The 22,221-nt window shown below is 69.8% G+C and carries 20 protein-coding genes; 16 read left to right on the forward strand and 4 right to left on the reverse strand.

The genetic code is table 11. From position 1 onward, the window contains the following. Nucleotides 1–279 precede the first annotated feature (279 nt). Nucleotides 280–1,950 (forward strand): carbohydrate binding domain-containing protein, encoded by a 1,671-nt coding sequence (locus QFZ67_RS32530; RefSeq protein WP_307664606.1) that lies wholly within the window; start codon nucleotides 280–282, stop codon nucleotides 1,948–1,950. A gap of 70 nt (nucleotides 1,951–2,020) precedes the next feature. Here QFZ67_RS32530 and QFZ67_RS32535 read toward each other — a convergent pair whose 3' ends face one another. Further along, a complete protein-coding gene (locus QFZ67_RS32535; RefSeq protein WP_307664607.1) occupies nucleotides 2,021–2,746 on the reverse strand; it encodes a 3'-5' exonuclease in 726 nt (241 codons plus the stop codon). Between the two features lie 172 nt (nucleotides 2,747–2,918). On the opposite strand from QFZ67_RS32535, the gene QFZ67_RS32540 reads away from it, so the two are divergent. The 3 genes from QFZ67_RS32540 to thrS all read left to right on the forward strand — a co-directional run bounded on the left by QFZ67_RS32540 (nucleotide 2,919) and on the right by thrS (nucleotide 7,208). Beyond that, nucleotides 2,919–3,485, forward strand: a complete 567-nt coding sequence (locus QFZ67_RS32540; protein WP_307664608.1) for a DUF4365 domain-containing protein — start codon at nucleotides 2,919–2,921, stop codon at nucleotides 3,483–3,485. Further along, on the forward strand, nucleotides 3,485–4,705 hold the full coding sequence (locus QFZ67_RS32545) for a hypothetical protein (RefSeq protein WP_307664609.1): 1,221 nt from the start codon (nucleotides 3,485–3,487) through the stop codon (nucleotides 4,703–4,705). Before QFZ67_RS32540 ends, QFZ67_RS32545 begins: the two co-directional genes overlap by 1 nt. A 526-nt stretch (nucleotides 4,706–5,231) precedes the next feature. After that, entirely contained in the window at nucleotides 5,232–7,208 is a 1,977-nt protein-coding gene (gene thrS, locus QFZ67_RS32550) for a threonine--tRNA ligase (protein WP_307664610.1), read from the forward strand. A 100-nt stretch (nucleotides 7,209–7,308) separates the two neighbouring features. Here the strand turns inward: thrS and QFZ67_RS32555 are convergent, their stop codons facing one another. Continuing rightward, complete coding sequence (locus tag QFZ67_RS32555; protein WP_307664611.1) at nucleotides 7,309–7,974, reverse strand: potassium channel family protein; 666 nt, start codon at nucleotides 7,972–7,974, stop codon at nucleotides 7,309–7,311. Nucleotides 7,975–8,041: 67 nt separating this feature from the next. Here QFZ67_RS32555 and QFZ67_RS32560 point away from each other — a divergent pair, with 67 nt between their 5' ends. After that, a complete protein-coding gene (locus QFZ67_RS32560) occupies nucleotides 8,042–8,599 on the forward strand; it encodes an HIT domain-containing protein (protein WP_307664612.1) in 558 nt (185 codons plus the stop codon). Nucleotides 8,600–8,621: 22 nt separating this feature from the next. On the opposite strand, the gene QFZ67_RS32565 is transcribed toward QFZ67_RS32560, so the two are convergent. Beyond that, a complete protein-coding gene (locus tag QFZ67_RS32565; protein ID WP_307664613.1) occupies nucleotides 8,622–10,277 on the reverse strand; it encodes a hypothetical protein in 1,656 nt (551 codons plus the stop codon). A 166-nt stretch (nucleotides 10,278–10,443) separates the two neighbouring features. After that, a complete protein-coding gene (locus QFZ67_RS32570; RefSeq protein WP_307664614.1) occupies nucleotides 10,444–12,651 on the reverse strand; it encodes an elongation factor G-like protein EF-G2 in 2,208 nt (735 codons plus the stop codon). Nucleotides 12,652–12,915: 264 nt separating this feature from the next. Between QFZ67_RS32570 and pgsA the strand changes: the two genes are divergently transcribed. The 11 genes from pgsA to yajC all read left to right on the forward strand — a co-directional run bounded on the left by pgsA (nucleotide 12,916) and on the right by yajC (nucleotide 22,093). Beyond that, nucleotides 12,916–13,581 (forward strand): phosphatidylinositol phosphate synthase, encoded by a 666-nt coding sequence (gene pgsA / locus QFZ67_RS32575; protein WP_307664615.1) that lies wholly within the window; start codon nucleotides 12,916–12,918, stop codon nucleotides 13,579–13,581. Further along, on the forward strand, nucleotides 13,581–14,477 hold the full coding sequence (locus QFZ67_RS32580) for a phosphatidylinositol mannoside acyltransferase (protein ID WP_307664616.1): 897 nt from the start codon (nucleotides 13,581–13,583) through the stop codon (nucleotides 14,475–14,477). Before pgsA ends, QFZ67_RS32580 begins: the two co-directional genes overlap by 1 nt. Next, a complete protein-coding gene (locus tag QFZ67_RS32585; RefSeq protein WP_307664617.1) occupies nucleotides 14,474–15,634 on the forward strand; it encodes a glycosyltransferase family 4 protein in 1,161 nt (386 codons plus the stop codon). Before QFZ67_RS32580 ends, QFZ67_RS32585 begins: the two co-directional genes overlap by 4 nt. A gap of 328 nt (nucleotides 15,635–15,962) precedes the next feature. Beyond that, nucleotides 15,963–16,508 (forward strand): hypothetical protein, encoded by a 546-nt coding sequence (locus QFZ67_RS32590; RefSeq protein WP_307664618.1) that lies wholly within the window; start codon nucleotides 15,963–15,965, stop codon nucleotides 16,506–16,508. Nucleotides 16,509–16,669: 161 nt separating this feature from the next. Then, entirely contained in the window at nucleotides 16,670–17,584 is a 915-nt protein-coding gene (pdxS, locus tag QFZ67_RS32595; RefSeq protein WP_307664619.1) for a pyridoxal 5'-phosphate synthase lyase subunit PdxS, read from the forward strand. Continuing rightward, nucleotides 17,584–18,183 (forward strand): pyridoxal 5'-phosphate synthase glutaminase subunit PdxT, encoded by a 600-nt coding sequence (pdxT, locus tag QFZ67_RS32600; protein ID WP_307664620.1) that lies wholly within the window; start codon nucleotides 17,584–17,586, stop codon nucleotides 18,181–18,183. The genes pdxS and pdxT overlap by 1 nt, the downstream gene beginning before the upstream one ends. Before the next feature lie 63 nt (nucleotides 18,184–18,246). After that, the gene (locus QFZ67_RS32605; protein WP_307664621.1) at nucleotides 18,247–18,999 is read left to right on the forward strand and encodes a YebC/PmpR family DNA-binding transcriptional regulator; all 753 of its coding nucleotides are present in this window, start codon (nucleotides 18,247–18,249) and stop codon (nucleotides 18,997–18,999) included. 168 nt (nucleotides 19,000–19,167) lie between these two features. Next, nucleotides 19,168–19,698 carry a crossover junction endodeoxyribonuclease RuvC gene (gene ruvC, locus QFZ67_RS32610; protein WP_307664622.1) on the forward strand — a complete coding sequence of 177 codons (531 nt, stop codon included), beginning with the start codon at nucleotides 19,168–19,170 and terminating at the stop codon, nucleotides 19,696–19,698. Continuing rightward, on the forward strand, nucleotides 19,695–20,318 hold the full coding sequence (gene ruvA, locus QFZ67_RS32615) for a Holliday junction branch migration protein RuvA (protein ID WP_307664623.1): 624 nt from the start codon (nucleotides 19,695–19,697) through the stop codon (nucleotides 20,316–20,318). The genes ruvC and ruvA overlap by 4 nt, the downstream gene beginning before the upstream one ends. Nucleotides 20,319–20,349: 31 nt before the next feature. Continuing rightward, nucleotides 20,350–21,429 carry a Holliday junction branch migration DNA helicase RuvB gene (gene ruvB / locus QFZ67_RS32620; protein ID WP_307664624.1) on the forward strand — a complete coding sequence of 360 codons (1,080 nt, stop codon included), beginning with the start codon at nucleotides 20,350–20,352 and terminating at the stop codon, nucleotides 21,427–21,429. A 166-nt stretch (nucleotides 21,430–21,595) separates the two neighbouring features. Further along, nucleotides 21,596–22,093, forward strand: coding sequence for a preprotein translocase subunit YajC (yajC, locus tag QFZ67_RS32625; protein WP_307664625.1), 498 nt, complete (start codon nucleotides 21,596–21,598; stop codon nucleotides 22,091–22,093). Nucleotides 22,094–22,221: the final 128 nt, after the last annotated feature.

Raw genomic sequence — 22,221 nt, forward strand, 5'->3', positions numbered from 1 at the left:
CGACCGCGTCAACGGCCCCGCGGGCGGGAGCGCTGTACCAATGGCCTGCCGGGAAGGGATTCGCCGCGCTCCTGCCCCCGGAAAGGCCTAGACCAATCTCCGACGATTTTGCCTCCCCTTGACCTGGCGGTGCAACTCCCTGGCGTGTGGCGGCGGTTGTCTCGTCACTTCTCTTGACGGGGGTGTGGCACTCCGCTTCAATCCGCCTCGCAGGTCCAGACCAATCGTGGCGCCGCGTCAGGTCCGTCGACCCGCACCCGCCCCTCACTGGGAGGTCACGTGCGTATCCGAAATCGACTACTGGCCGGCCTCGGCGCGGCACTGCTCGCCGCAGCCGCCTCTCTCGCCGTGCCCGGCACGGCCCAGGCCGCCAACCTGCTCAGCAATCCCGGCTTCGAAACAGGTTCCTTGTCCGGCTGGTCCTGCACCGGCGGACTCGGCTCGGTGGTGAGCAGCCCCGTGCGCAGCGGTACGAAGGCGCTGGCCGGCGCCGCGAGCGCGAGCGACAACGCCAAGTGCACCCAGACCGTCGCCGTGCAGCCCAACACCGCCTACACGCTCTCGGGTTGGGTGCGCGGCAACTATGTGTACCTCGGCGTGACCGGCGGGCCGTCGACCTGGACCCCGTCCGCCACCGCCTACACCCAGTTGTCGGTCTCCTTCACCACCGGCGCGGCCCAGACCACCGCCGAGATCTATCTCAACGGCTGGTACGCGCAGGGCACTTACTACGCCGACGACATCAGCCTCGACGGTCCTGGCGGTGGAGGCGGCGGCGACACCCAGGCACCCACGACGCCCACGAATCTGCGCTCCACCGGCAAGACGTCCTCAAGTGTCTCGCTGGCCTGGAACGCGTCGTCCGACAATGTCGGCGTCACCGGCTACGACGTGTACCGCGGAACCACCAACGTGACCACGGTGACCGGCACCAGCGCCACCGTCAGCGGCCTTGCGGCCAGCACCTCGTACAGCTTCACCGTCCGCGCCCGTGACGCGGCCGGAAATCTCTCCCCGGCCTCGTCCGCCGTCAGTGTGACGACCGACGCGGGAGGTGGCGGCGGCCCCGGCTTCAAGCAGGCGGCTCCGTACCTCTATCTGGGCTGGGGCGACCCGCCAAGTGCCACCTCGGTGATGAGCGCCACCGGCATCAAGTGGTTCACCATGGCCTTCATCCTCTCCTCCGGTGGCTGCAACCCCGCCTGGGACGGCACGCGTCCGCTCGCCGGTGGCACCGATCAGTCCACCATCAACGCGATCCGCGGCGCGGGCGGTGACATCGTCCCGTCCATCGGCGGGTGGAGCGGCAACAAGCTCGGCCCGAACTGCTCCACGCCCGAGGCCCTGGCCGGCGCCTATCAAAAGGTGATCAACGCCTATGGGCTGAAGGCGATCGACGTCGACATCGAGAACAGCGACGAGTTCGAGAACGAGGTCGTCCAGGACCGGATTCTCGGCGCACTGAAGATCGTCAAGCAGAACAACCCCGGCCTGCGGACGATCCTCACCTTCGGCACGAGCACCACCGGGCCGACCTGGTGGGGCAACCGGCTCATAGAGCGGGCGGGCGCACTCCAAGCGGACATCGACGCCTTCACCATCATGCCCTTCGACTTCGGCGGCGGCGCCGACATGTACGGCAACACCGTGAACGCCACCGAGGGGCTCAAGACCAAGCTGAAGAGCACCTTCGGCTGGTCGGACGCCACCGCCTACGCCCATATCGGCATCTCGGGCATGAACGGTCTCAGCGACCAGCAGGAACTCACCAGCCCGGCGACCTGGACCCAGATCAAGGACTGGGCCAACTCCCACCACATCGCCCGCCTCGCGTACTGGTCGGTCAACCGTGACCGTCCCTGCCCCGGCGGCGGAGTGGTGAGCAACTGCTCCGGCATCAGCCAGAGCAACTGGCAGTTCACCTCCATCACCGCGGGATTCACCGGCTGACGCCGACCGGACCGGCGGCCCTTCCGGCGGTCCTGCCGGGTGGCGCCCTTCAGCGGGGCGCCACCCGGAGTCAGGCCGCGGCGGGCAGTTCGGGCCGCAGCGGCCACGCGGGGTCCACCACCTCGGGAGTGCCGCTGCGGGCGAACCATGCCTGCAGGCCGCGCGCCTGAGCCGCGTGCCACACCGCCTGCAGGGTGTGCAGCTCCGCCGGCGAAAGACGCTCCATCCGGGAGGCGAAACGGCGCCCCACCGCCCGGGTGACCTCCAGTGCCGCCGTCGCGTCCGCGGCCGCGTCATGAGCTCCGTCCAGTACGACCTCGTACTGCGCGCACAGATCGGTGAGCGTGCGGCGGCCCTTGCGGTACCGGTCCAGATGCTTGTCCAGGACCCTCGGGTCCAGCACGCACAGCGGGACGTTCTCCAGATAGCGGCCGAGCGACGCGGCGCGGTGGCGGCGCAGTTCGCGGTCGAGGATGGTCAGGTCGAAGGGCGCGTTCATCACGACGAGCGGGCGGGCGGCGCCGCACTGCTCGGCCAGCGCCCTCGCTATCTCCTCCATCACCGGCGCGGGCCAGCGGCCGTTGCGCTGCAGATGTTCGTCGGTCAGCCCGTGCACCTCGGTGGCGCCCGGCGGCACGGGCACCCCCGGATTGATCAGCCAGCGGGTGACGCGCGGCCGGCCGCCCGTCATGTCCTGGACGACGACGGCGGCCGAAACGATCCGGTCCTCCTCGACGTCGACTCCTGTGGTCTCTGTGTCAAATGCGGCCAGGGGGCCGTCATACCAGCGCGTCATCCCCGAACTCCTCGCACATGCCTGGCAGATGGCGTTGTCCCCCTGCCCGAATCGGTGATACCCGGGCTGTTTGCGCTGTACGCAGGGCGGTGACAACACAGATGGGGTGCCGGGAAGTTGACGCCCCGTCGTGGGGACACTCATCGGTACAGCCCGGAAGGCACGAGGAGCCATGGCGCTCGCGCAGCCCGAATCGGGCGGGCTGCTGCCGCAGCGGACAGCACCGCTGCGCGGCGCACTCGCCACCACCGCCTGCATGGAAACACTCCAAGTGGGCTACCTGCACGCGGTCGCCGCCGCGGCCGGCTGCTCGTTGTCGCAGCCGTTTCCGGACAACGGCATCGACTGGCATGTCAGTCACAGCTCGGCCGGTCACGCCGTCGACGACGAGGTGACCATCAAGGTGCAGCTCAAGTGCACGTACCAGATCCCCCCGCACCCACCGGGTCCGGCCTTCTCCTTCACGCTCGACAACGACCACTTGGTGAAGCTGGCCCGTACCCCGGTCTCCGTGCACAAGATCCTGGTCGTGATGCTCGTCCCCCGGACACAGGACGAGTGGCTGCGGGCCAGTCACGACCGGCTCGATCTGCGGCACTGCTGCTACTGGACCAACCTGGCCGGCCACCCGGTGACGGGCAGGCGCAGGACCACTGTGCGGATCCCGACCTCGCGGATCTTCGACGACCGGGCGCTCTGCGAGATCATGACCCGGGTCGGGGTGGGAGGGAGACCCTGATGCACCGGCCTTTCGACGAGTCAGTACGACCACACCCGACCGGTGATGTGCCAGGTCCCTGGTACGGAGGCGGCGAGCTGGACCCCGCCCAGGTCGACCCCGTAGTCCTGGGCGCGCTGCTCGACCGGCACGGGTGGCGGCGGCGCGGGGGAACGACGGGGCGCTATGCGCGCTGGACGCCGCCGGGGCATGCGGCGGGCGGGACGAGTCTGCTCGTCCCTGAGAGCCGGTCCTTTCCCGACTGCGAGGATCTGCTGGGCGAGGCGCTGACCGCGCTGGCGCGCAGCGCCGCGCCGTCGGCCCGCGAGGTGCTGGTCGGGCTGACGGTGCCGAGCGACGAGATCCGGTGGTGGCGCGATGTGCCGCAGGGGCCTTCGGGCGCGGTTTCGTGGACCGTACAGGAACAACTGCGGGCGGCCGCCCGGCAGATGCTGATGGCCGGAGCGCTCGCGGCGCGCGGCCGATCGGGCTACTACGGCGCGCGGCATCGGCGGCAGGCCCAGGCCTCGCTGGAAGGAGTCCTGGTGGGACCCGCTCCTGGCGGGCGCAGCCTCACCGCGTTCGTGCCGGTGCAGAGCGGCCGCGCGGTCGTGGTCCGGCTCTACCACGCGCTCCAGGCGACCCGGGAGGCCGCCGACTACCAGCGGGCGACCGGCGGGATGGATGCCTTCGACGCGGCCGTCGAGGCGGGCGTGAGCCGGGAGCTGACTGAGGCGGTCATCGCGCTGGTGCGCGGGGCGGAGGGGGCGCGGATCGCGCTGGAGTGGTCGCCAGCGGCGGGGGTGCCGGAGGGGTGCGCGCCGCGGAACGAACCGGTGGAGTTCTCGCCCGGTGACCTGCCCGCGCTGCGCGAGGCGGGCGCGCGCTATCTGACGGACGAGCCCTCGGTGCCGGTCCGGATCACGGGCACGGTGGTCCGCATGCGCCGCTCGGGCCCGCGGGGCGCGGGGACGGTCCGGCTGCGGGTGCTGGCGGGGGCGGAGGTGCCACACGTACGGGTGGCGCTGGACGAGGACTCGTACCGCACGGCGGGCCATGCGCACCTGGTCGGACTGCCGATCCGGGTGGTGGGCCGACTGGAGAGCCGCGGCGGCTTCCGGCGGCTGACGGACGCGTCGAATGTGGTGCCGGTGCAGGTGGATGAGGCGGAGCGGGACAGGCTGATGAAGTCGCTACAGGAGAATTTGGACTTCTTTGAGGAGGCATGCCAGGAGGAGTGACGGGGCGCGGGGGCGCGCGGTGCGGGGTTGCCCTCCCCGCAGCCGGGGCTCGGCCCCGGGCCCTGCGCCTCAATCTCCCCCAGACTTCGTCCGGGGGGACCCCCACGGGGCTTGGTTTCGGGGCTCGGCCCCGGACCCCGCGCCTCAATCGCCGGCGAGGCTTAATTTCGCGGCCGGGACGGCGCCTCAATCGCCGGCGGGGCTTAATTTCGCGGCCGGGACCGCGCCTCAAACGCCGGCGGGGCTGGATTCGGGGCTCCGGCCCGCGCCCCGCGCCTCAGCCGCCAGCGAGGCTTGATTTCCGCCGGTCGGCCTGAAGATTCAGGCCGACCGGCGGGAAAATCAAGCCCGTCCGGCGATTGAGGACAACGCCCGAAGGACGTACCGGGGTCTGGGGGCTTGCCCCCAGTTACGGGAAGGGGCGGGATGGGGGAACAAACCGTTTCGCGACGGACCCCAGCCGCTCGGTACGATTCGTAGCGCGCGCAGTACGAATGCGGCGTACCCCTTCAGTCAGGAGAGACCGGTGTCAGACGTCCGTGTGATCATCCAACGCGATTCCGAGCGGGAAGAGCGCGTGGTGACCACGGGCACCACGGCAGCCGAGCTCTTCACCGGCGAGCGCACCGTCATCGCGGCCCGCGTCGCCGGTGAGCTGAAGGATCTCGCGCACGAGATCAAGGACGGCGAAGAGGTCGAGCCCGTCGAGATCTCCTCCGAGGACGGGCTGAACATCCTGCGCCACTCCACCGCGCACGTCATGGCGCAGGCCGTGCAGGAGCTCTTCCCCGAGGCCAAGCTCGGCATCGGCCCTCCGGTCAAGGACGGCTTCTACTACGACTTCGATGTCGAGAAGCCCTTCCACCCCGATGACCTCAAGGCCATCGAGAAGAAGATGCAGGAGATCCAGAAGCGCGGCCAGCGCTTCTCGCGGCGCGTCGTCACCGACGAGGCCGCCCGTGAGGAGCTGGCGGACGAGCCGTACAAGCTGGAGCTGATCGGGCTCAAGGGCTCCGCGTCCTCCGACGACGGCGCGGACGTCGAGGTCGGCGCGGGCGAGCTGACCATGTACGACAACCTTGACGCCAAGACCGGCGACCTGTGCTGGAAGGACCTCTGCCGCGGTCCGCACCTGCCCACCACCCGCAACATCCCGGCGTTCAAGCTGATGCGCAACGCCGCCGCGTACTGGCGCGGCAGCGAGAAGAACCCCATGCTGCAGCGCATCTACGGCACCGCCTGGCCCTCCAAGGAAGAGCTCAAGGCGCACCTCGAATTCCTCGCCGAGGCCGAGAAGCGCGACCACCGCAAGCTCGGCAACGAGCTGGACCTCTTCTCCATCCCGGAACAGATCGGCTCCGGCCTCGCCGTCTTCCACCCCAAGGGCGGCGTCGTCCGCCGCGTCATGGAGGACTACTCCCGCAAGCGGCACGAGGAAGAGGGGTACGAGTTCGTCTACACCCCGCACGCCACCAAGGGGAAGCTCTTCGAGACCTCCGGCCACCTGGACTGGTACTCCGAGGGCATGTACCCGCCCATGCAGCTCGACGAGGGCACGGACTACTACCTCAAGCCCATGAACTGCCCGATGCACAACCTGATCTTCGACGCGCGCGGCCGGTCCTACCGTGAACTGCCGCTGCGCCTCTTCGAGTTCGGGACCGTGTACCGGTACGAGAAGTCGGGCGTCGTGCACGGCCTGACCCGGGCCCGCGGCTTCACCCAGGACGACGCGCACATCTACTGCACCAAGGAGCAGATGGCGGACGAGCTCGACTCGACGCTCACCTTCGTGCTGAACCTGCTGCGCGACTACGGCCTCACCGACTTCTATCTGGAGCTGTCCACCAAGGACCCGGAGAAGTTCGTCGGTTCGGACGAGATCTGGGAGGAGGCCACCGAGACCCTGCGCAAGGTGGCCGAGAAGCAGGGCCTGCCGCTTGTCCCGGACCCGGGCGGCGCGGCGTTCTACGGGCCGAAGATCTCCGTCCAGGCGAAGGACGCCATCGGCCGCACCTGGCAGATGTCCACCGTCCAGCTGGACTTCAACCTGCCGGAGCGCTTCAACCTGGAGTACACCGGTCCGGACGGCAGCAAGCAGCGCCCTGTCATGATCCACCGCGCGCTGTTCGGCTCGATCGAGCGGTTCTTCGCGGTGCTGCTCGAGCACTACGCGGGTGCGTTCCCGGCCTGGCTCTCGCCGGTGCAGGCGGTCGGCATTCCGGTCGGAGACGCCCACGTTCCGTATCTGCAGGAGTTCGCCGCCGAGGCGAAGAAGAAGGGCCTGCGGGTCGAGGTCGACGCCTCCTCGGACCGGATGCAGAAGAAGATCAGGAACCAGCAGAAGATGAAGGTCCCGTTCATGATCATCGTCGGCGACGACGACATGAACGCGGGCACGGTGTCGTTCCGCTACCGCGATGGTTCGCAGGAGAACGGCATTCCCCGCGACCTCGCCTTGGCGAAGCTCGTTGATGTGGTGGAGCGCCGGGCCCAGGTGTGACGTGCGCCCTGCGTATGCGGGGATGACCCCGGCATTCCGCGGGGCGACGGGCTAGCGAGTCTCTGCTCCCTGTGCACGCGGGGATCGGTTCCCGGGGACATCAGTTCCCCGGGGACCGCTTCTCGTCCTCCCGCGCGAATGTCTGCAGCAGCCAGGACGAGAACGACCCGGTCACCGCGCCCAGCAGTGCCAGCCCGCAGGCCATCAGCACCACCGCGATCACCCGGCCGAGAGCGGTCACCGGTGCCACATCTCCGTAACCCACCGTGGTCAATGTCGAGCAGGCCCACCACAGTGAGTCACCGAATGTACGGATGGTCGCGCCCGGGGCGGAGCGCTCCTCCTGATACACGGCGAGGGCGCCCGAGAAGCCGAGCAGTGCCGCCGACATGCTCGCGTAGGTGATCACGCGCGCGTGCAGGCTCAGCCGCGGCTCGCCGCGGCGCCGCTGCACCGCCGTGTAGACCCGCACCATGCGCAGCGGTCGCAGCAGCGGCAGCACGAGCACGAGGGTGTCCAGCCAGTGGGTGCGTACGAAGCGAGGTCCCTCTCCGCTCAGCTTCAGCCGCACCGCGTAGTCGAGCGCGAACATCAGCCAGGTGAGCAGCATCAGCGCGAGCGCCAGATCCCACAACACCGGGGCGGCGTCGTACGCCAGCACGACTGCCGTGTATCCGCCGAGGAAGAGCAGCGAGGCCACGAAGAGGGGCAGCTCGGTGCGCTGCTCCCAGCGCCGCTCCCGGCCGGTGGCATCGTCGACGTCCATCGGCCCAGCATCGCCGCCCGGCGGCCGGGCTCAACCCCGACGACACGCCGCGTACGGGCGAAGTCATATGCTGCACAACATGACGCTTGAGCCGGAGCAGCAGATCGGAGTGGGGACGCAGGACGCGTTCCAGCGCCTGTGGACGCCCCACCGCATGGCTTACATCCAGGGGGAGAACAAGCCGACCGGTCCGGGGGCCGGCGACGGCTGTCCCTTCTGCGCCATCCCCGCCAAGTCGGACGAGGACGGGCTCGTCATCGCCCGCGGCTCACGCGTCTACGCGGTGCTCAACCTCTACCCGTACAACGGCGGGCATCTGATGGTGGTGCCCTTCCGTCATGTCGCCGACTACACCGAGCTGGACGACGCGGAGACCGCCGAACTCGCGACGTTCACCAAGCACGCGATGACCGCGCTGCGGAACGCCGCCGGGGCGCACGGCTTCAACATCGGCATGAACCAGGGCACGGTCGCCGGGGCCGGCATCGCCGCGCATCTGCACCAGCACGTGGTGCCGAGGTGGGGCGGGGACACCAACTTCATGCCGGTCGTCGGACACACCAAGGTGCTGCCCCAGCTCCTGGCCGATACGCGCAAGATGCTGGCGGAGGCCTGGCCCGCCTGAGGCGACGGGCCAGACGTCGCGCTCACGCGTCGTAGACGTCGGCGTTGCGCGGTGCCGGGTCCTGCACGAAGCTGCTGACGACCATGGAGCGGTTCCCGAAGCGCTCGGTGTCCACGCCGTTCTCCTCGAGCACCTTCATGGCCGCGGCGTGCGTCACGCGCAGCACCGGCGTGGCCGCGCGCATCGCGTCGTCCGCCATGAACCGGTGCCGCCAGGGCTTCTCCGCCCAGGCATGGCGCAGTCCGAAGGGCTCGGGCAGGACCAGCTTGCCGCCGAGGAAGTCCAGCAGCGCCGGGTACCAGGTGAAGGGCGCGCGCACCGCGAGGCGTACCACCTCGGGTGTCTCCACCAGCGGGAGCTGCCGGTCGACGGTCTCCCAGAAGCGGATCGTCTTGTTCACCGTCACGGTCTTGGGCGCGGGCTTGGTGGTGAACAGGGAGTGCACCGGGCCGAGGGCGTGCCCGGTCACCTCGACGCGCAGCGTCTCGTGCAGCACGGTGACGGTGATCATCATGGTGATCACCAACTGGCCGTCCCAGAGGGTGAACTGGACGCCCAGATAGTGGCGGTTGCCGCCTCCGAACTGCTGGTGGTTGCAGATCCGCTGTATCTCGTGGCCCTTGACCTGGAAGGCTTCCACGTCCTGGCCGTCCGGCCGGGCCACCTCCCCGGCGTTCTCGCCGACCGGAGCCACGATCCAGTGCTTGACGGACGGGGTGGGGAAGCCGCCGGAGTTCAGCGGGCCGCGCTCCAGCATCTTCAGCTTGTCGTGGACCACCCGTATCACGTCCCAGCTGCGGAACTGGTTGATGTCCTTGCCCGGCTCCTTGGAGACCAGTTCCTCGGCCATCTGCCAGCTGCCCCAGCGGGTGCCCATCCCGAGTATGCCCTTGGGCCCCGCGTAGAAGACCGAGTTGGACTGCTGCTCGGCGGTGAGCTTCTCCAGGCCCTGGCGCAGCTGCTCGCGCGCGGTCTCATTGGGGTGCCCAGGCACCGCCTCGGGCACCTTGGCGCCGATGCCGCCGCCGGAGAGCAGGGAATCCCAACTGGCACGCATGTCCTTCGCCGTGGACTCGCAGATCCGCTTGGCCAGCAGCCAGCCTACGACCGGGGCGACGATCATGCCGCGTATGTAGTACGCCCAGATTCCGCCCAGCGGCAGCTTGATCAGGAAGATCACGGCAAGGCCGCCGATGCCGACGAGCAGCAGTGTGCCGAGCGCCCCGGCGCCCTTGTTCTGCGCGCCCGCGATTGTCCGGCGCAGCTGGAAGACGGCCAGCCAGAGCAGCAGCCCGGGCAGGAACAGCAGCCCGAACACCGCCATCACGGCGGTGAGCCTGGTGTCCCGCTCCTTGCGGATACGGTTGGCGGCCAGGCAGTGCTCGACCACCGACTGCGGCTCGGTGCCGAAGGACTGGATCAGCGCCTTGCGCGCTCCGCCGAGCATCCGCACCTGCACGGCCCGCGAGAAGGCCTCGCCCAGATTCGGCTCGAAGAGCGAGAACTTGCCCTTCTTCACCTCGGTCTTGTGCCACTCGCTGTTGGCTTTGAGTATCTCGTCGAGGGGGCTGTCGCGGTACGCGGCGGAAGCGAGCGCATGCGTCGCAGCCGTCTGCCCGGCCGAGCCCAGGAGCGGAACCTGAGCCCCCGGAGTGAAGTCGAAAACGTTGTTCGCCACTACCGCCCCCATCGCCACAAGCATCCGCACTGCGGCCTGTTCCCAACTACCGCGCCCCGCACACCTTCTGAGCTGGGCACCACAGCGTATCGGGGGCGAGCCGCCTGCGTCAGTGGGCGTTGAAACGCCGCCCGCCGTAGGGCGATCGGGCGGGCGGCATCCTCAACTACGAGCCGTTCTCGGCCTGTTCGCGGAGCTTTTCGGCCAGTTGTGGCGGCATCGCCTCATGGCGTGCGTACGAGCGGCTGAACTGCCCGGTCCCGTGCGAGATCGACCGCAGATCGACCGCGTACCGCCCGATCTCGATCTCCGGTACCTCGGCCCGTACGAGCGTGCGCGAGCCTCCTGCCTGCTCGGTGCCGACCACCCGGCCGCGCCGCCCCGACAGATCGCTCATCACCGGACCCACATACTCGTCCGACACCAGCACCCGCACTTCGGCCACCGGCTCCAGCAGATGGATACGCGCGTCCGCGGCGGCCTCGCGCAGCGCCAGCGCGCCCGCCGTCTGGAAGGCCGCGTCGGAGGAGTCCACCGAGTGCGCCCTGCCGTCCAGCAGCGTGATCCGTACGTCGACGAGGGGGTAGCCGGCCGCGACGCCGCGCGCCGCCTGGGCGCGTACGCCCTTCTCCACCGACGGGATGAACTGCCGCGGCACCGCACCGCCCACGACCTTGTCGACGAACTCGATGCCGGACCCCGCGGGCAGCGGATCCACCTCGATCTCGCAGATCGCGTACTGGCCGTGGCCGCCGGACTGCTTCACATGCCGGCCGCGGCCCGCCGACGCCTCGCCGAAGGTCTCCCGCAGCGAGACCTTGTACGGTACGACGTCGACCTGGACGCCGTACCGGCTGCGCAGCCGCTCCAGCGCGACGTCGGCGTGCGCCTCGCCCAGGCACCACAGCACCACCTGGTGCGTGGCCTGGTTCTGCTCGAGCCGCATCGTCGGATCCTCGGCGACCAGCCGCGAAAGTCCCTGGGAGAGCTTGTCCTCGTCCGCCTTGCTGTGCGCCTGGATCGCGAGCGGCAGCAGCGGATCGGGCATCGTCCAGGGCTCCATCAGCAGCGGGTCGTCCTTCGCGGAGAGCGTGTCTCCGGTCTCGGCGCGGGCCAGCTTCGCGACACAGGCGAGGTCTCCGGCGATGACCTGGCCCAGCGGCCGCTGCTGCTTGCCGAAGGGCGCGGAGAGCGCGCCGATCCTTTCGTCGACGTCATGGTCCTCGTGACCGCGGTCGGCGAGGCCGTGCCCCGACACATGCACGGTCTCGTCGGGTCGCAGGGTGCCGGAGAAGACCCGGACGAGAGAGATCCGGCCGACATAGGGGTCGGACGCGGTCTTGACCACCTCGGCCACCAGCGGCCCGTCCGGGTCGCAGGTGATCTGCGGGCGCGCCGCGCCCTGCGGGGTGGTGACGACAGGTGCCGTCGGCTCCAGCGGGGTCGGGAAGCCGCGGGTGATCAGTTCGAGGAGTTCGACCGTGCCGAGCCCCTGCTTGGCGCCCTCGGGCGCGGGGGCGGCCGCCAGCACCGGATGGAAGATGCCGCGCGCGACGGCCTTCTCCAGGTCCTCGATCAGCGTGTCGAGGTCGATCTCCGCGCCGCTGAGATAGCGGTCCATGAGCGTCTCGTCCTCGCTCTCGGAGATGATCCCCTCGATCAGCCGGCTGCGGGCCTCCTCGATCTGCGCCGTCTGCTCGGGATCGGGCGGGATCTCCTTCCGCTCGCCGGAGGAGTAGTCGAAGATCTTCTGCGAGAGCAGTCCGACCAGACCGGTGACCGGCGCATGGCCGTCAGGATTCTGCGCCCCGTACTGCGGCAGATACAGCGGCAGTACGGCATCGGGGTCGTCACCGCCGAAAATGCCTCCGCAGACCCGGGTCAGCTCCTCGAAATCGGTGCGCGCGGTCTCCAGATGCGTGACGACGATCGCGCGCGGCATTCCGACCGCCGCGCACTCCTCCCACACCATGCGGGTCGTACTCGCGACCGCATCGGCCTCCTGCGCCGCCGACACAACGAAAAGGGCCGCGTCCGCGGCTCGCAGACCGGCCCTGAGCTCCCCGACGAAGTCGGCATATCCGGGAGTGTCCAGCAGATTGATTTTGTACCCGCCCCATTCGACGGGGACCAGCGAGAGCTGTACGGAACGTTGCTGCCGGTGCTCGATCTCGTCGTAGTCGGAGACCGTACCGCCGTCCTCGACCCGGCCCGCCCGGTTGACCGCTCCCGCGGTCAGCGCGAGGGCCTCGATCAACGTCGTCTTTCCCGATCCGCTGTGGCCGACCAGCACCACGTTCCGTACGGATGAGGGCTGGTCGGCCGTAGTTGCCCTGCCGGCGGCTCCGGGGTGTGCGTTCGCCTTGTCGCCCATGATCTTGCCTCCCGATCGATTGCCCGGTGAGGAGAGAGGCCGCGGGCGCGGGGAGCCATGAGGGAGGTCCCGGACAGCGTCCGGGGGCAGCTCCGGCGATGCCCGCGGTCGTCTTTCGAGCTTTCCACTCCCGTCACGGTGCGTCCATACGTCGTGCGCGACGGCGGGAGTCGGGTGCGCGGCGCTGGACCCCGTGGGTCCTGGCTACGATGGGCCAGCCGGTGGCCGATGGGGCCATGCGGCCCACCGACCCTCGGGAAGGCCATGCTGAACAAGTACGCGCGTGCATTCTTCACGCGTGTCCTCACACCGTTCGCCGCTTTTCTGCTCCGCCGCGGGGTGAGTCCCGACGCGGTCACCCTCGTGGGCACGGCCGGAGTGATGGCGGGTGCGCTGGTCTTCTTCCCCCGGGGAGAGTTCTTCTGGGGCACGATCGTCATCACGTTGTTCGTTTTCTCGGACCTTGTCGACGGCAATATGGCGCGGCAGGCGGGGATTTCGAGCCGCTGGGGCGCATTCTTGGACTCGACCCTCGACCGGGTCGCCGACGGCGCGATCTTCGCCGGTTTCGCCCTCTGGTACGCGGGCACCGGAAACGACAACGTGTTGTGCGCCGTCGCCATTTTCTGTCTGGCGAGCGGCCAGGTCGTGTCGTACACCAAGGCACGTGGCGAATCGATTGGCCTGCCGGTCGCGGTGAGCGGTCTCATCGAGCGGGCCGAGCGACTGGTGATCTCCCTCGTCGCCGCCGGACTCGCTGGACTGCATGATTTCGGGGTGCCCGGGATCGACGTTCTGCTGCCGATCGCGCTGTGGGTCGTTGCCGTCGGCAGCCTGGTGACACTTGGACAGCGGGTCGTGACGGTACGACGGGAGTCCGCGGAGGCCGATGCCGCCGCGGGGCACGGGAACGAGGCTGAGGCGACGTGATGCGGGACCGGCTGACCGACGGGCTGTACGGACTCGGCTGGAGCACGGTCAAGAAGCTGCCGGAGCCGGTGGCCACCGCGCTCGGCCGGTCCATCGCGGACATCGCGTGGAAGCGGCGCGGCAAGAGCGTGCTGCGGCTGGAGTCCAACCTCGCCCGGGTGGTGCCCGACGCGAGCCCGGAGCGTCTCGCCGAGCTGTCGAAGGCCGGCATGCGCTCGTACATGCGGTACTGGATGGAGTCCTTCCGGCTGCCCACATGGAGCGCCGAGCGCGTCGAGCAGAACGTGCAGATCAAGGGCGCCCACTATCTGAAGGACGGGCTCGCGGCGGGGCGCGGCGTGGTTCTCGCGCTGCCGCACCTGGCGAACTGGGACCTCGCGGGCGTCTGGTCCACCCGGATCCTGGGCATCCCTTTCACCACCGTCGCCGAACGCCTCAAGCCCGAAACGCTCTACGACCGGTTCGTGGCCTACCGCGAGAGCCTCGGCATGGAGGTGCTGCCGCACAGCGGCGGCGAGGCCTTCGGCACGCTGGCCCGGCGGCTGCGCTCCGGCGGCCTGGTCTGCCTGGTCGCCGACCGTGATCTGTCGGCCTCGGGCGTCGAGGTGAAGTACTTCGGGGAGACGGCCCGGATGCCGGCCGGACCGGCGCTGCTGGCCCAGCAGACCGGCGCGCTGCTGATGCCGGTGACGCTCTGGTACGACAAGGCTCCGCTCATGCGCGGGCAGATCCACCCACCGGTCGAGGTACCCGAGACAGGTACCCGGGCCGAGAAGGCGTCCTCCATGACACAGGCGCTGGCCGATGCCTTCGCCACTGGAATCACCGAGCACCCGGAGGACTGGCACATGCTGCAGCGGCTGTGGCTCGCCGACCTTGAGGAGCGGCCGCTGTGAAGATCGGCATCGTCTGCCCGTACTCCTGGGATGTACCGGGCGGCGTCCAATTCCACATCAGAGACCTTGCGGAGCATTTGATCCGGCTCGGCCACGAGGTGTCGGTCCTTGCGCCGGCGGACGACGAGACGCCGCTGCCGCCGTACGTCGTCTCGGCGGGCCGGGCGGTTCCGGTCCCGTACAACGGCTCGGTCGCCCGGCTCAACTTCGGCTTCCTGTCGGCCGCGCGGGTGCGGCGCTGGCTGCACGACGGCACGTTCGACGTGATCCACATCCATGAGCCGACCTCGCCGTCGCTGGGGTTGCTGGCCTGCTGGGCGGCGCAGGGGCCGATCGTCGCGACGTTCCACACGTCGAATCCGCGCTCGCGCGCGATGATCGCCGCGTATCCGATCCTGCAGCCCGCGCTGGAGAAGATCAGCGCCCGGATCGCGGTCAGCGAATACGCCCGCCGGACGCTCGTCGAGCACCTGGGCGGCGACGCGGTCGTCATCCCGAACGGTGTCGACGTCGGCTTCTTCGACAAGGCCGAGCCGAAGGCGGAGTGGCAGGGCAACACGATCGGCTTCATAGGGCGCATCGACGAGCCCCGCAAGGGTCTTCCGGTGCTGATGGCAGCCTTCCCGAAGATTGTCGAAGCCTGCCCGGACGTGCGGCTGCTGGTCGCGGGCCGCGGCGACGCGGTGGAGGCGGTCGGCTCGCTGCCGAAGGAGATGCGCTCGCGGGTCGAGTTCCTCGGCATGGTCAGCGACGAGGACAAGGCGCGGCTGCTGCGCAGCGTCGAGGTGTACGTCGCACCCAACACCGGGGGTGAGAGCTTCGGCATCATCCTGGTCGAGGCGATGTCGGCGGGCGCGCCGGTGCTCGCCTCCGACCTGGACGCGTTCGCGCAGGTCCTGGACCAGGGCGCGGCGGGCGAGCTGTTCGCGAACGAGGACGCGGACGCGCTGGCGGCGGCGGCTGTGCGGCTGCTGGGGGACCCGGAGAGGCGGGCGGAGCTGCGGGCGCGGGGGAGCGCGCATGTGCGGCGCTTCGACTGGTCGACGGTGGGGGCGGACATCCTGGCGGTGTACGAAACGGTGACGCACGGCGCGGCTGTGGTGGCGGCGGACGAGAGATCGGGGTTCCGCTCGAGGTTCGGCCTGGCGCGCGACTGAGCGCGCGCCTCGGGGCCGGGGCGCGCGCCTGACGCCTGCGGTGCCTGTTCCCCACCCCGCCCCTTCCCGTAGCCCGGGCTCCGCACCGGACCCCGCGCCTCAGTCGCCGGCGGGGCTCCGATGGAGCCCGTTGGGGGTCCCCCCGGACGAAGTCTGGGGGATATTGAGGACAACGCCCGAAGGGCGTATGGGGTCTGGGGCTTGCCCCAGTTCGGGAAGTGGGGGTCCCCCCACGCCCGCCAGGGCGTAGGGGGAGGGCAGGGGAACAAGCCCGCCGCAGGCCAGGCTCCCGTCGGGCGCCGCCCCGCCCCCGGTAGCCTTGCCGCCCGTGACCGAAACCCTCATCTGGATCGTCATCGCCCTCGTCGCGATCGGCCTGTATCTCAGCTGGACCGCCGGCCGGCTCGACCGGCTGCACGTCCGTATCGACGCCGCCCGCGCCGCGCTCGACGCCCAACTTCTGCGCCGCGCCTCGGTCACCCAGGAACTAGCCACCTCCGGCGTGCTCGATCCGGCCGCTTCGATCGTGTTGTACGAAGCCGCCCACGCCGCCCGCCAGGCGGAGGAGGAGCAGCGCGAGGTTGCCGAGAGCGAGCTCAGCGCGGCGCTGCGGGCCGTCTTCGGGGAGCCGGCGCAGGTGGAGGCCGTACGGGAGGTGCCGGGCGGCGAGGAGGCCGCGGGTGAGCTCGCGCAGGCGGTGCGCCGGGTCCCGATGGCGCGCCGGTTCCACAACGACTCGGTGCGCGCGGCCCGCGCCCTGCGCCGCCACCGCAAGGTCCGCTGGTTCCGGCTGGCGGGGCACGCGCCCTTCCCGCTGGCCTTCGAGATGGACGACGAGCCGCCGACCGCCCTCGCCGACCGCCCCGGCACCTGACCTTCGGTTCCTGACGCCCGGCACCTGACCTTCGGCACTGACCTTCGGCACCTGAGGGTTCAAAACGATCCACCGGCTGTTCATTGGCCCTTGCAGTGGACTGGTCCCCGGCTGTTCCATCGGGAACGCATCACAACGTCGTCATCGAGTGAGGTCCCTCCGTGTCCAGCACGCTCCCCACCACCCCGCAGGCCCCCGAGACCGGCACCGCACGCGTCAAGCGCGGCATGGCCGAGCAGCTCAAGGGCGGTGTGATCATGGATGTGGTCAACGCCGAGCAGGCGAAGATCGCCGAGGACGCGGGCGCCGTGGCCGTCATGGCTCTGGAGCGGGTCCCCGCCGACATCCGCAAGGACGGCGGCGTGGCCCGGATGTCCGACCCGAACATGATCGAAGAGATCATCGACGCCGTCTCCATCCCGGTCATGGCCAAGTCCCGTATCGGCCACTTCGTGGAGGCCCAGGTCCTCCAGTCGCTGGGTGTCGACTACATCGACGAGTCCGAGGTGCTGACCCCGGCCGACGAGGTCAACCATAGCGACAAGTGGGCTTTCACGACTCCTTTCGTGTGCGGTGCCACCAACCTCGGTGAGGCGCTGCGCCGTATCGCCGAGGGCGCGGCCATGATCCGCTCCAAGGGCGAGGCCGGCACCGGCAACGTCGTCGAGGCCGTCCGTCACCTGCGCCAGATCAAGAACGAGATCGCCAAGCTGCGCGGCTTCGACAACAACGAGCTGTACGCCGCCGCCAAGGAGCTCCGCGCCCCGTACGAGATCGTCAAGGAGGTCTCCGAGCTCGGCAAGCTGCCGGTCGTGCTGTTCTCCGCCGGTGGTGTGGCCACCCCGGCCGACGCGGCGCTGATGCGCCAGCTCGGCGCCGAGGGCGTCTTCGTCGGCTCCGGAATCTTCAAGTCGGGCGACCCGGCCAAGCGCGCCGCGGCCATCGTGAAGGCCACCACCTTCTACGACGACCCCAAGATCATCGCGGACGCTTCCCGCAACCTCGGCGAGGCCATGGTCGGCATCAACTGCGACACCCTCCCCGAGACCGAGCGCTACGCGAACCGGGGCTGGTAATGACCACTCCCGGCACCCCTGTCATCGGGGTTCTCGCCCTGCAGGGCGATGTACGGGAGCACCTGATCGCCCTGGCTGCGGCTGACGCCGTGGCCAGGCCGGTCCGGCGCCCCGAGGAGCTCGCCGAGGTCGACGGCCTCGTCATCCCCGGCGGCGAGTCCACCACCATGTCCAAACTCGCGGTGCTGTTCGGCATGATGGAGCCGCTGCGCGAGCGGATCGCTGCGGGCCTGCCCGTCTACGGAACCTGCGCCGGCCTGATCATGCTCGCCGACAAGATCCTCGACCCGCGCTCGGGCCAGGAGACGCTCGGCGGCATCGACATGATCGTCCGCCGCAATGCCTTCGGCCGGCAGAACGAGTCCTTCGAGGCGGCCGTCGAGGTCGCCGGCGTGACCGATGGACCGGTCGACGGCGTCTTCATCCGGGCCCCCTGGGTGGAGTCGGTGGGCGCCGAGGTCGAGGTGCTCGCCGAGCACGATGGCCACATCGTCGCCGTACGCCAGGGCAATGCCCTGGCGACGTCCTTCCACCCGGAACTCACCGGTGACCACCGGGTGCACGGCCTCTTCGTGGACATGGTGCGCGCGGCCGGGTGACGTGATCCCGGTAGGATCTCTGCCGAACGCAGCAGTAGTGGGTTACGCGAAGGAGACAGGCAGATGTCCGGCCACTCTAAATGGGCTACGACGAAGCACAAGAAGGCCGTGATCGATGCCAAGCGCGGCAAGCTCTTCGCGAAGCTGATCAAGAACATCGAGGTCGCGGCCCGCACCGGCGGCGCCGACCCCGAGGGTAACCCGACGCTCGTCGACGCCATCCAGAAGGCGAAGAAGAGCTCCGTCCCCAACAAGAACATCGACTCCGCGGTCAAGCGCGGCGCCGGTCTTGAAGCGGGCGGCGTCGACTACCAGACGATCATGTACGAGGGTTACGGCCCGAACGGCGTCGCGGTGCTCATCGAGTGCCTCACCGACAACCGCAACCGCGCCGCCTCCGACGTACGTGTCGCGATGACCCGCAACGGCGGCTCGATGGCCGACCCGGGCTCCGTCTCGTACCTCTTCAACCGCAAGGGCGTCGTGATCGTCCCCAAGGGCGAGCTGACCGAGGACGACGTCCTCGGGGCTGTCCTTGACGCGGGTGCCGAAGAGGTCAACGACCTGGGTGAGTCGTACGAGGTCGTCAGCGAGGCCACCGACATGGTCGCGGTCCGCACCGCGCTCCAGGAAGCGGGCATCGACTACGACTCGGCCGAGGCCAACTTCCTTCCGACCATGCAGGTCGAGCTCGACGAAGAGGGCGCGCGCAAGATCTTCAAGCTGATCGACGTGCTGGAGGACAGCGACGACGTGCAGAACGTCTTCGCCAACTTCGACGTCTCGGACGAGGTCATGGAAAAGGTCGACGCCTGACCCTCGATGCGTGAACGGGCCGACGGGACACACCCCGTCGGCCCGCCGTCGTTGTCAGAGGCGCCGGTTAGCCTGAGGGCCGAAACCATCAATTGAGAAACCACGATGGCGAGCAGCCCCCTCCGCGAGAGCGGTGGCGGTTTAGCCGCAAAGGGGGGAGGGGGCACGATGCGGGTGCTGGGCGTGGACCCAGGGCTGACGCGATGCGGCGTCGGCGTGGTCGAGGGCATCGCGGGCCGTCCCCTGACCATGCTCGGCGTAGGTGTCGTACGGACCCCGGCGGACGCGGAGTTGGGCCTCCGGCTGGTCGCCATCGAGCAGGGCATGGAGCAGTGGCTGGACGAGCACCGGCCCGAAGTCGTCGCGGTGGAGCGGGTGTTCAGCCAGCACAATGTGCGTACGGTCATGGGCACCGCCCAGGCCAGCGCGGTCGCCATGCTCTGCGCCTCCCGCCGGGGCATCCCCGTAGCCCTGCACACCCCGAGCGAGGTCAAGGCCGCCGTCACCGGCAGCGGCCGGGCCGACAAGGCACAGGTCGGGGCGATGGTGACCAGGCTGCTGCGGCTGGATGCCCCGCCCAAGCCGGCCGACGCGGCGGACGCCCTCGCCCTCGCCATCTGTCACATCTGGCGCGCCCCCGCGCAAAACCGCCTCCAGCAAGCCGTCGCCCTGCACGCATCGAAAGGCCGTACCGCATGATCGCCTTTGTGAGCGGCCCGGTCGCCGCCCTCGCCCCCACCACCGCGGTCATCGAGGTCGGCGGCGTCGGTATGGCCGTCCAGTGCACGCCGAACACCCTCTCCGAGCTCCGCATCGGCAAGGAGGCCAAGCTCGCCACCTCGCTGGTCGTACGGGAGGACTCGCTCACGCTCTACGGCTTCGCGGACGACGACGAGCGCCAGATCTTCGAGCTGCTGCAGACCGCGAGCGGCGTCGGGCCCCGGCTGGCCCAGGCCATGCTCGCCGTACACACCCCGGACGCCCTTCGCGTCGCCATCGCGACCGGCGACGAGAAGGCGCTGACCGCGGTCCCGGGCATCGGCAAGAAGGGCGCGCAGAAGCTGCTGCTCGAGCTGAAGGACCGGCTCGGTGAACCGGTCGGCGCGCACATCGGCAGGCAGGGCATCGCCACCGCCGCCGCAGCCCCGATGGCCTGGCGCGATCAGCTGCATGCCGCGCTGATCGGCCTCGGCTATGCCACCCGTGAGGCAGACGAGGCGGTCGCCGCGGTCGCGCCGCAGGCCGAGGCCGCCGAGAGCACACCGCATGTGGGCCAGCTCCTCAAGGCCGCCCTCCAGACCCTGAACCGCACCCGCTGATTAACCAGCCGACCCCGCGAGGCAATCCACTGTGAACTGGGACGACACCGCACCGCCGACCGACGACATCGCCGCCGAGCGGCTCGTCGGCGGGTCAGCCGACGGCGAGGACCAGGCCGTCGAGGCGGCGCTGCGGCCGAAGTCGCTGGACGAGTTCGTCGGCCAGGAGCGGGTCCGCGAGCAGCTGGACCTTGTCCTGAAAGCGGCCCTCGCGCGCGGCGCCACCGCCGACCACGTCCTGCTCTCCGGCGCCCCCGGCCTCGGCAAGACCACCCTCTCCATGATCATCGCTGCGGAGATGAACGCCCCGATCCGCATCACCTCGGGTCCCGCCATCCAGCACGCCGGCGACCTGGCCGCGATCCTCTCCTCCCTCCAGGAGGGCGAGGTGCTCTTTCTCGACGAGATCCACCGGATGTCCCGGCCCGCCGAGGAGATGCTCTACATGGCCATGGAGGACTTCCGGGTCGACGTGATCGTCGGCAAGGGTCCGGGGGCCACCGCCATCCCGCTCGAACTCCCTCCGTTCACCCTGGTCGGCGCCACCACCCGGGCCGGGCTGCTGCCGCCCCCGCTGCGCGACCGCTTCGGCTTCACCGCGCACATGGAGTTCTACGACCCCGCCGAGCTGGAGCGCGTCATCCACCGCTCCGCCCAGCTCCTCGACGTCGACATAGAGGCCGACGGCGCCGCTGAGATCGCCGGCCGCTCCCGCGGCACGCCCCGTATCGCCAACCGTCTGCTGCGCCGCGTCCGCGACTACGCCCAGGTCAAGCTGGACGGCCTGATCACCCGCGAGGTGGCCGCCGCCGCCCTGAAGGTGTACGAGGTCGACGCCCGCGGACTCGACCGCCTCGACCGTGGCGTGCTCCAGGCGCTGCTGGGACTGTTCGGCGGCGGCCCGGTGGGTCTGTCCACGCTCGCGGTGGCCGTCGGGGAGGAGCGCGAGACGGTCGAGGAGGTGGCCGAGCCCTTCCTGGTACGGGAGGGACTGCTGGCCAGGACCCCCCGTGGCCGGGTCGCCACCCCTGCCGCCTGGGCCCACCTGGGACTCGTACCGCCGCAGCAGGCCCCCGGCGCAAGCGGACAACAGGGGCTGTTCGGGACGTGACGGCGCGGAGTCTCGCCGGGCCAGGAACCACAGTGGGATGCTGGGCGTTGTTCCAATGATGCGGACTCGCTTAGACTCCGCCGATGCCGCCCCTACAGGTCGGCGTACCCACCCCCGTAGATAAGGCCGCCTCGTCAGTGCGGTCGTGCGAAGGAAGTTCCGTCCCGTGAGTCTCGTGACCCTCCTCCCCTTCATTGTGCTCATCGGGGCCATGTTCCTGATGACCCGGTCGGCCAAGAAGAAGCAGCAGCAGGCCGCCCAGATGCGTGACCAGATGCAGCCGGGCACCGGCGTCCGGACGATCGGGGGCATGTATGCCACCGTCAAGGAGCTTCACGACGACACCGTCCTCCTTGAGGTGGCTCCCGGCGTCCACGCCGTCTACGCCAAGAACTCCATCGGCGCGGTCCTCGACGACGCGGAGTACAACCGCATCGTGCACGGCGACGGTCACCTCAAGGTCGACGGCCCCGTCGTGCCGGACGACGCTTCCTCGCTGACCGAGACCGCCGACTCCGACTCCTCGGACGACGCCAAGATCGACCTGGGCAAGAAGCCCGAGGCTCCCGCGGCCGACGACGCCGAGCCGAAGGGCGTCGCCGAGTCGAAGGACGACGCCGAGCCCAAGGACGGCAAGGCCGACGGCGAGACCGACGCGAAGTAGCCATGCGAGGGGACCGCAGGGGCGCCCACCGGCGCCCGGCGGTCCCCCGGTCGTGTTGATTTCTGCGGGGGCAGGTCCCCACAACACTTCGTGGCCGCTTCGGCGCACACCCGGCGCGGGGCGGTTGG

Origin of the sequence: Streptomyces sp. V1I1, assembly GCF_030817355.1 — a bacterium.
Lineage (GTDB): Bacteria > Actinomycetota > Actinomycetes > Streptomycetales > Streptomycetaceae > Streptomyces.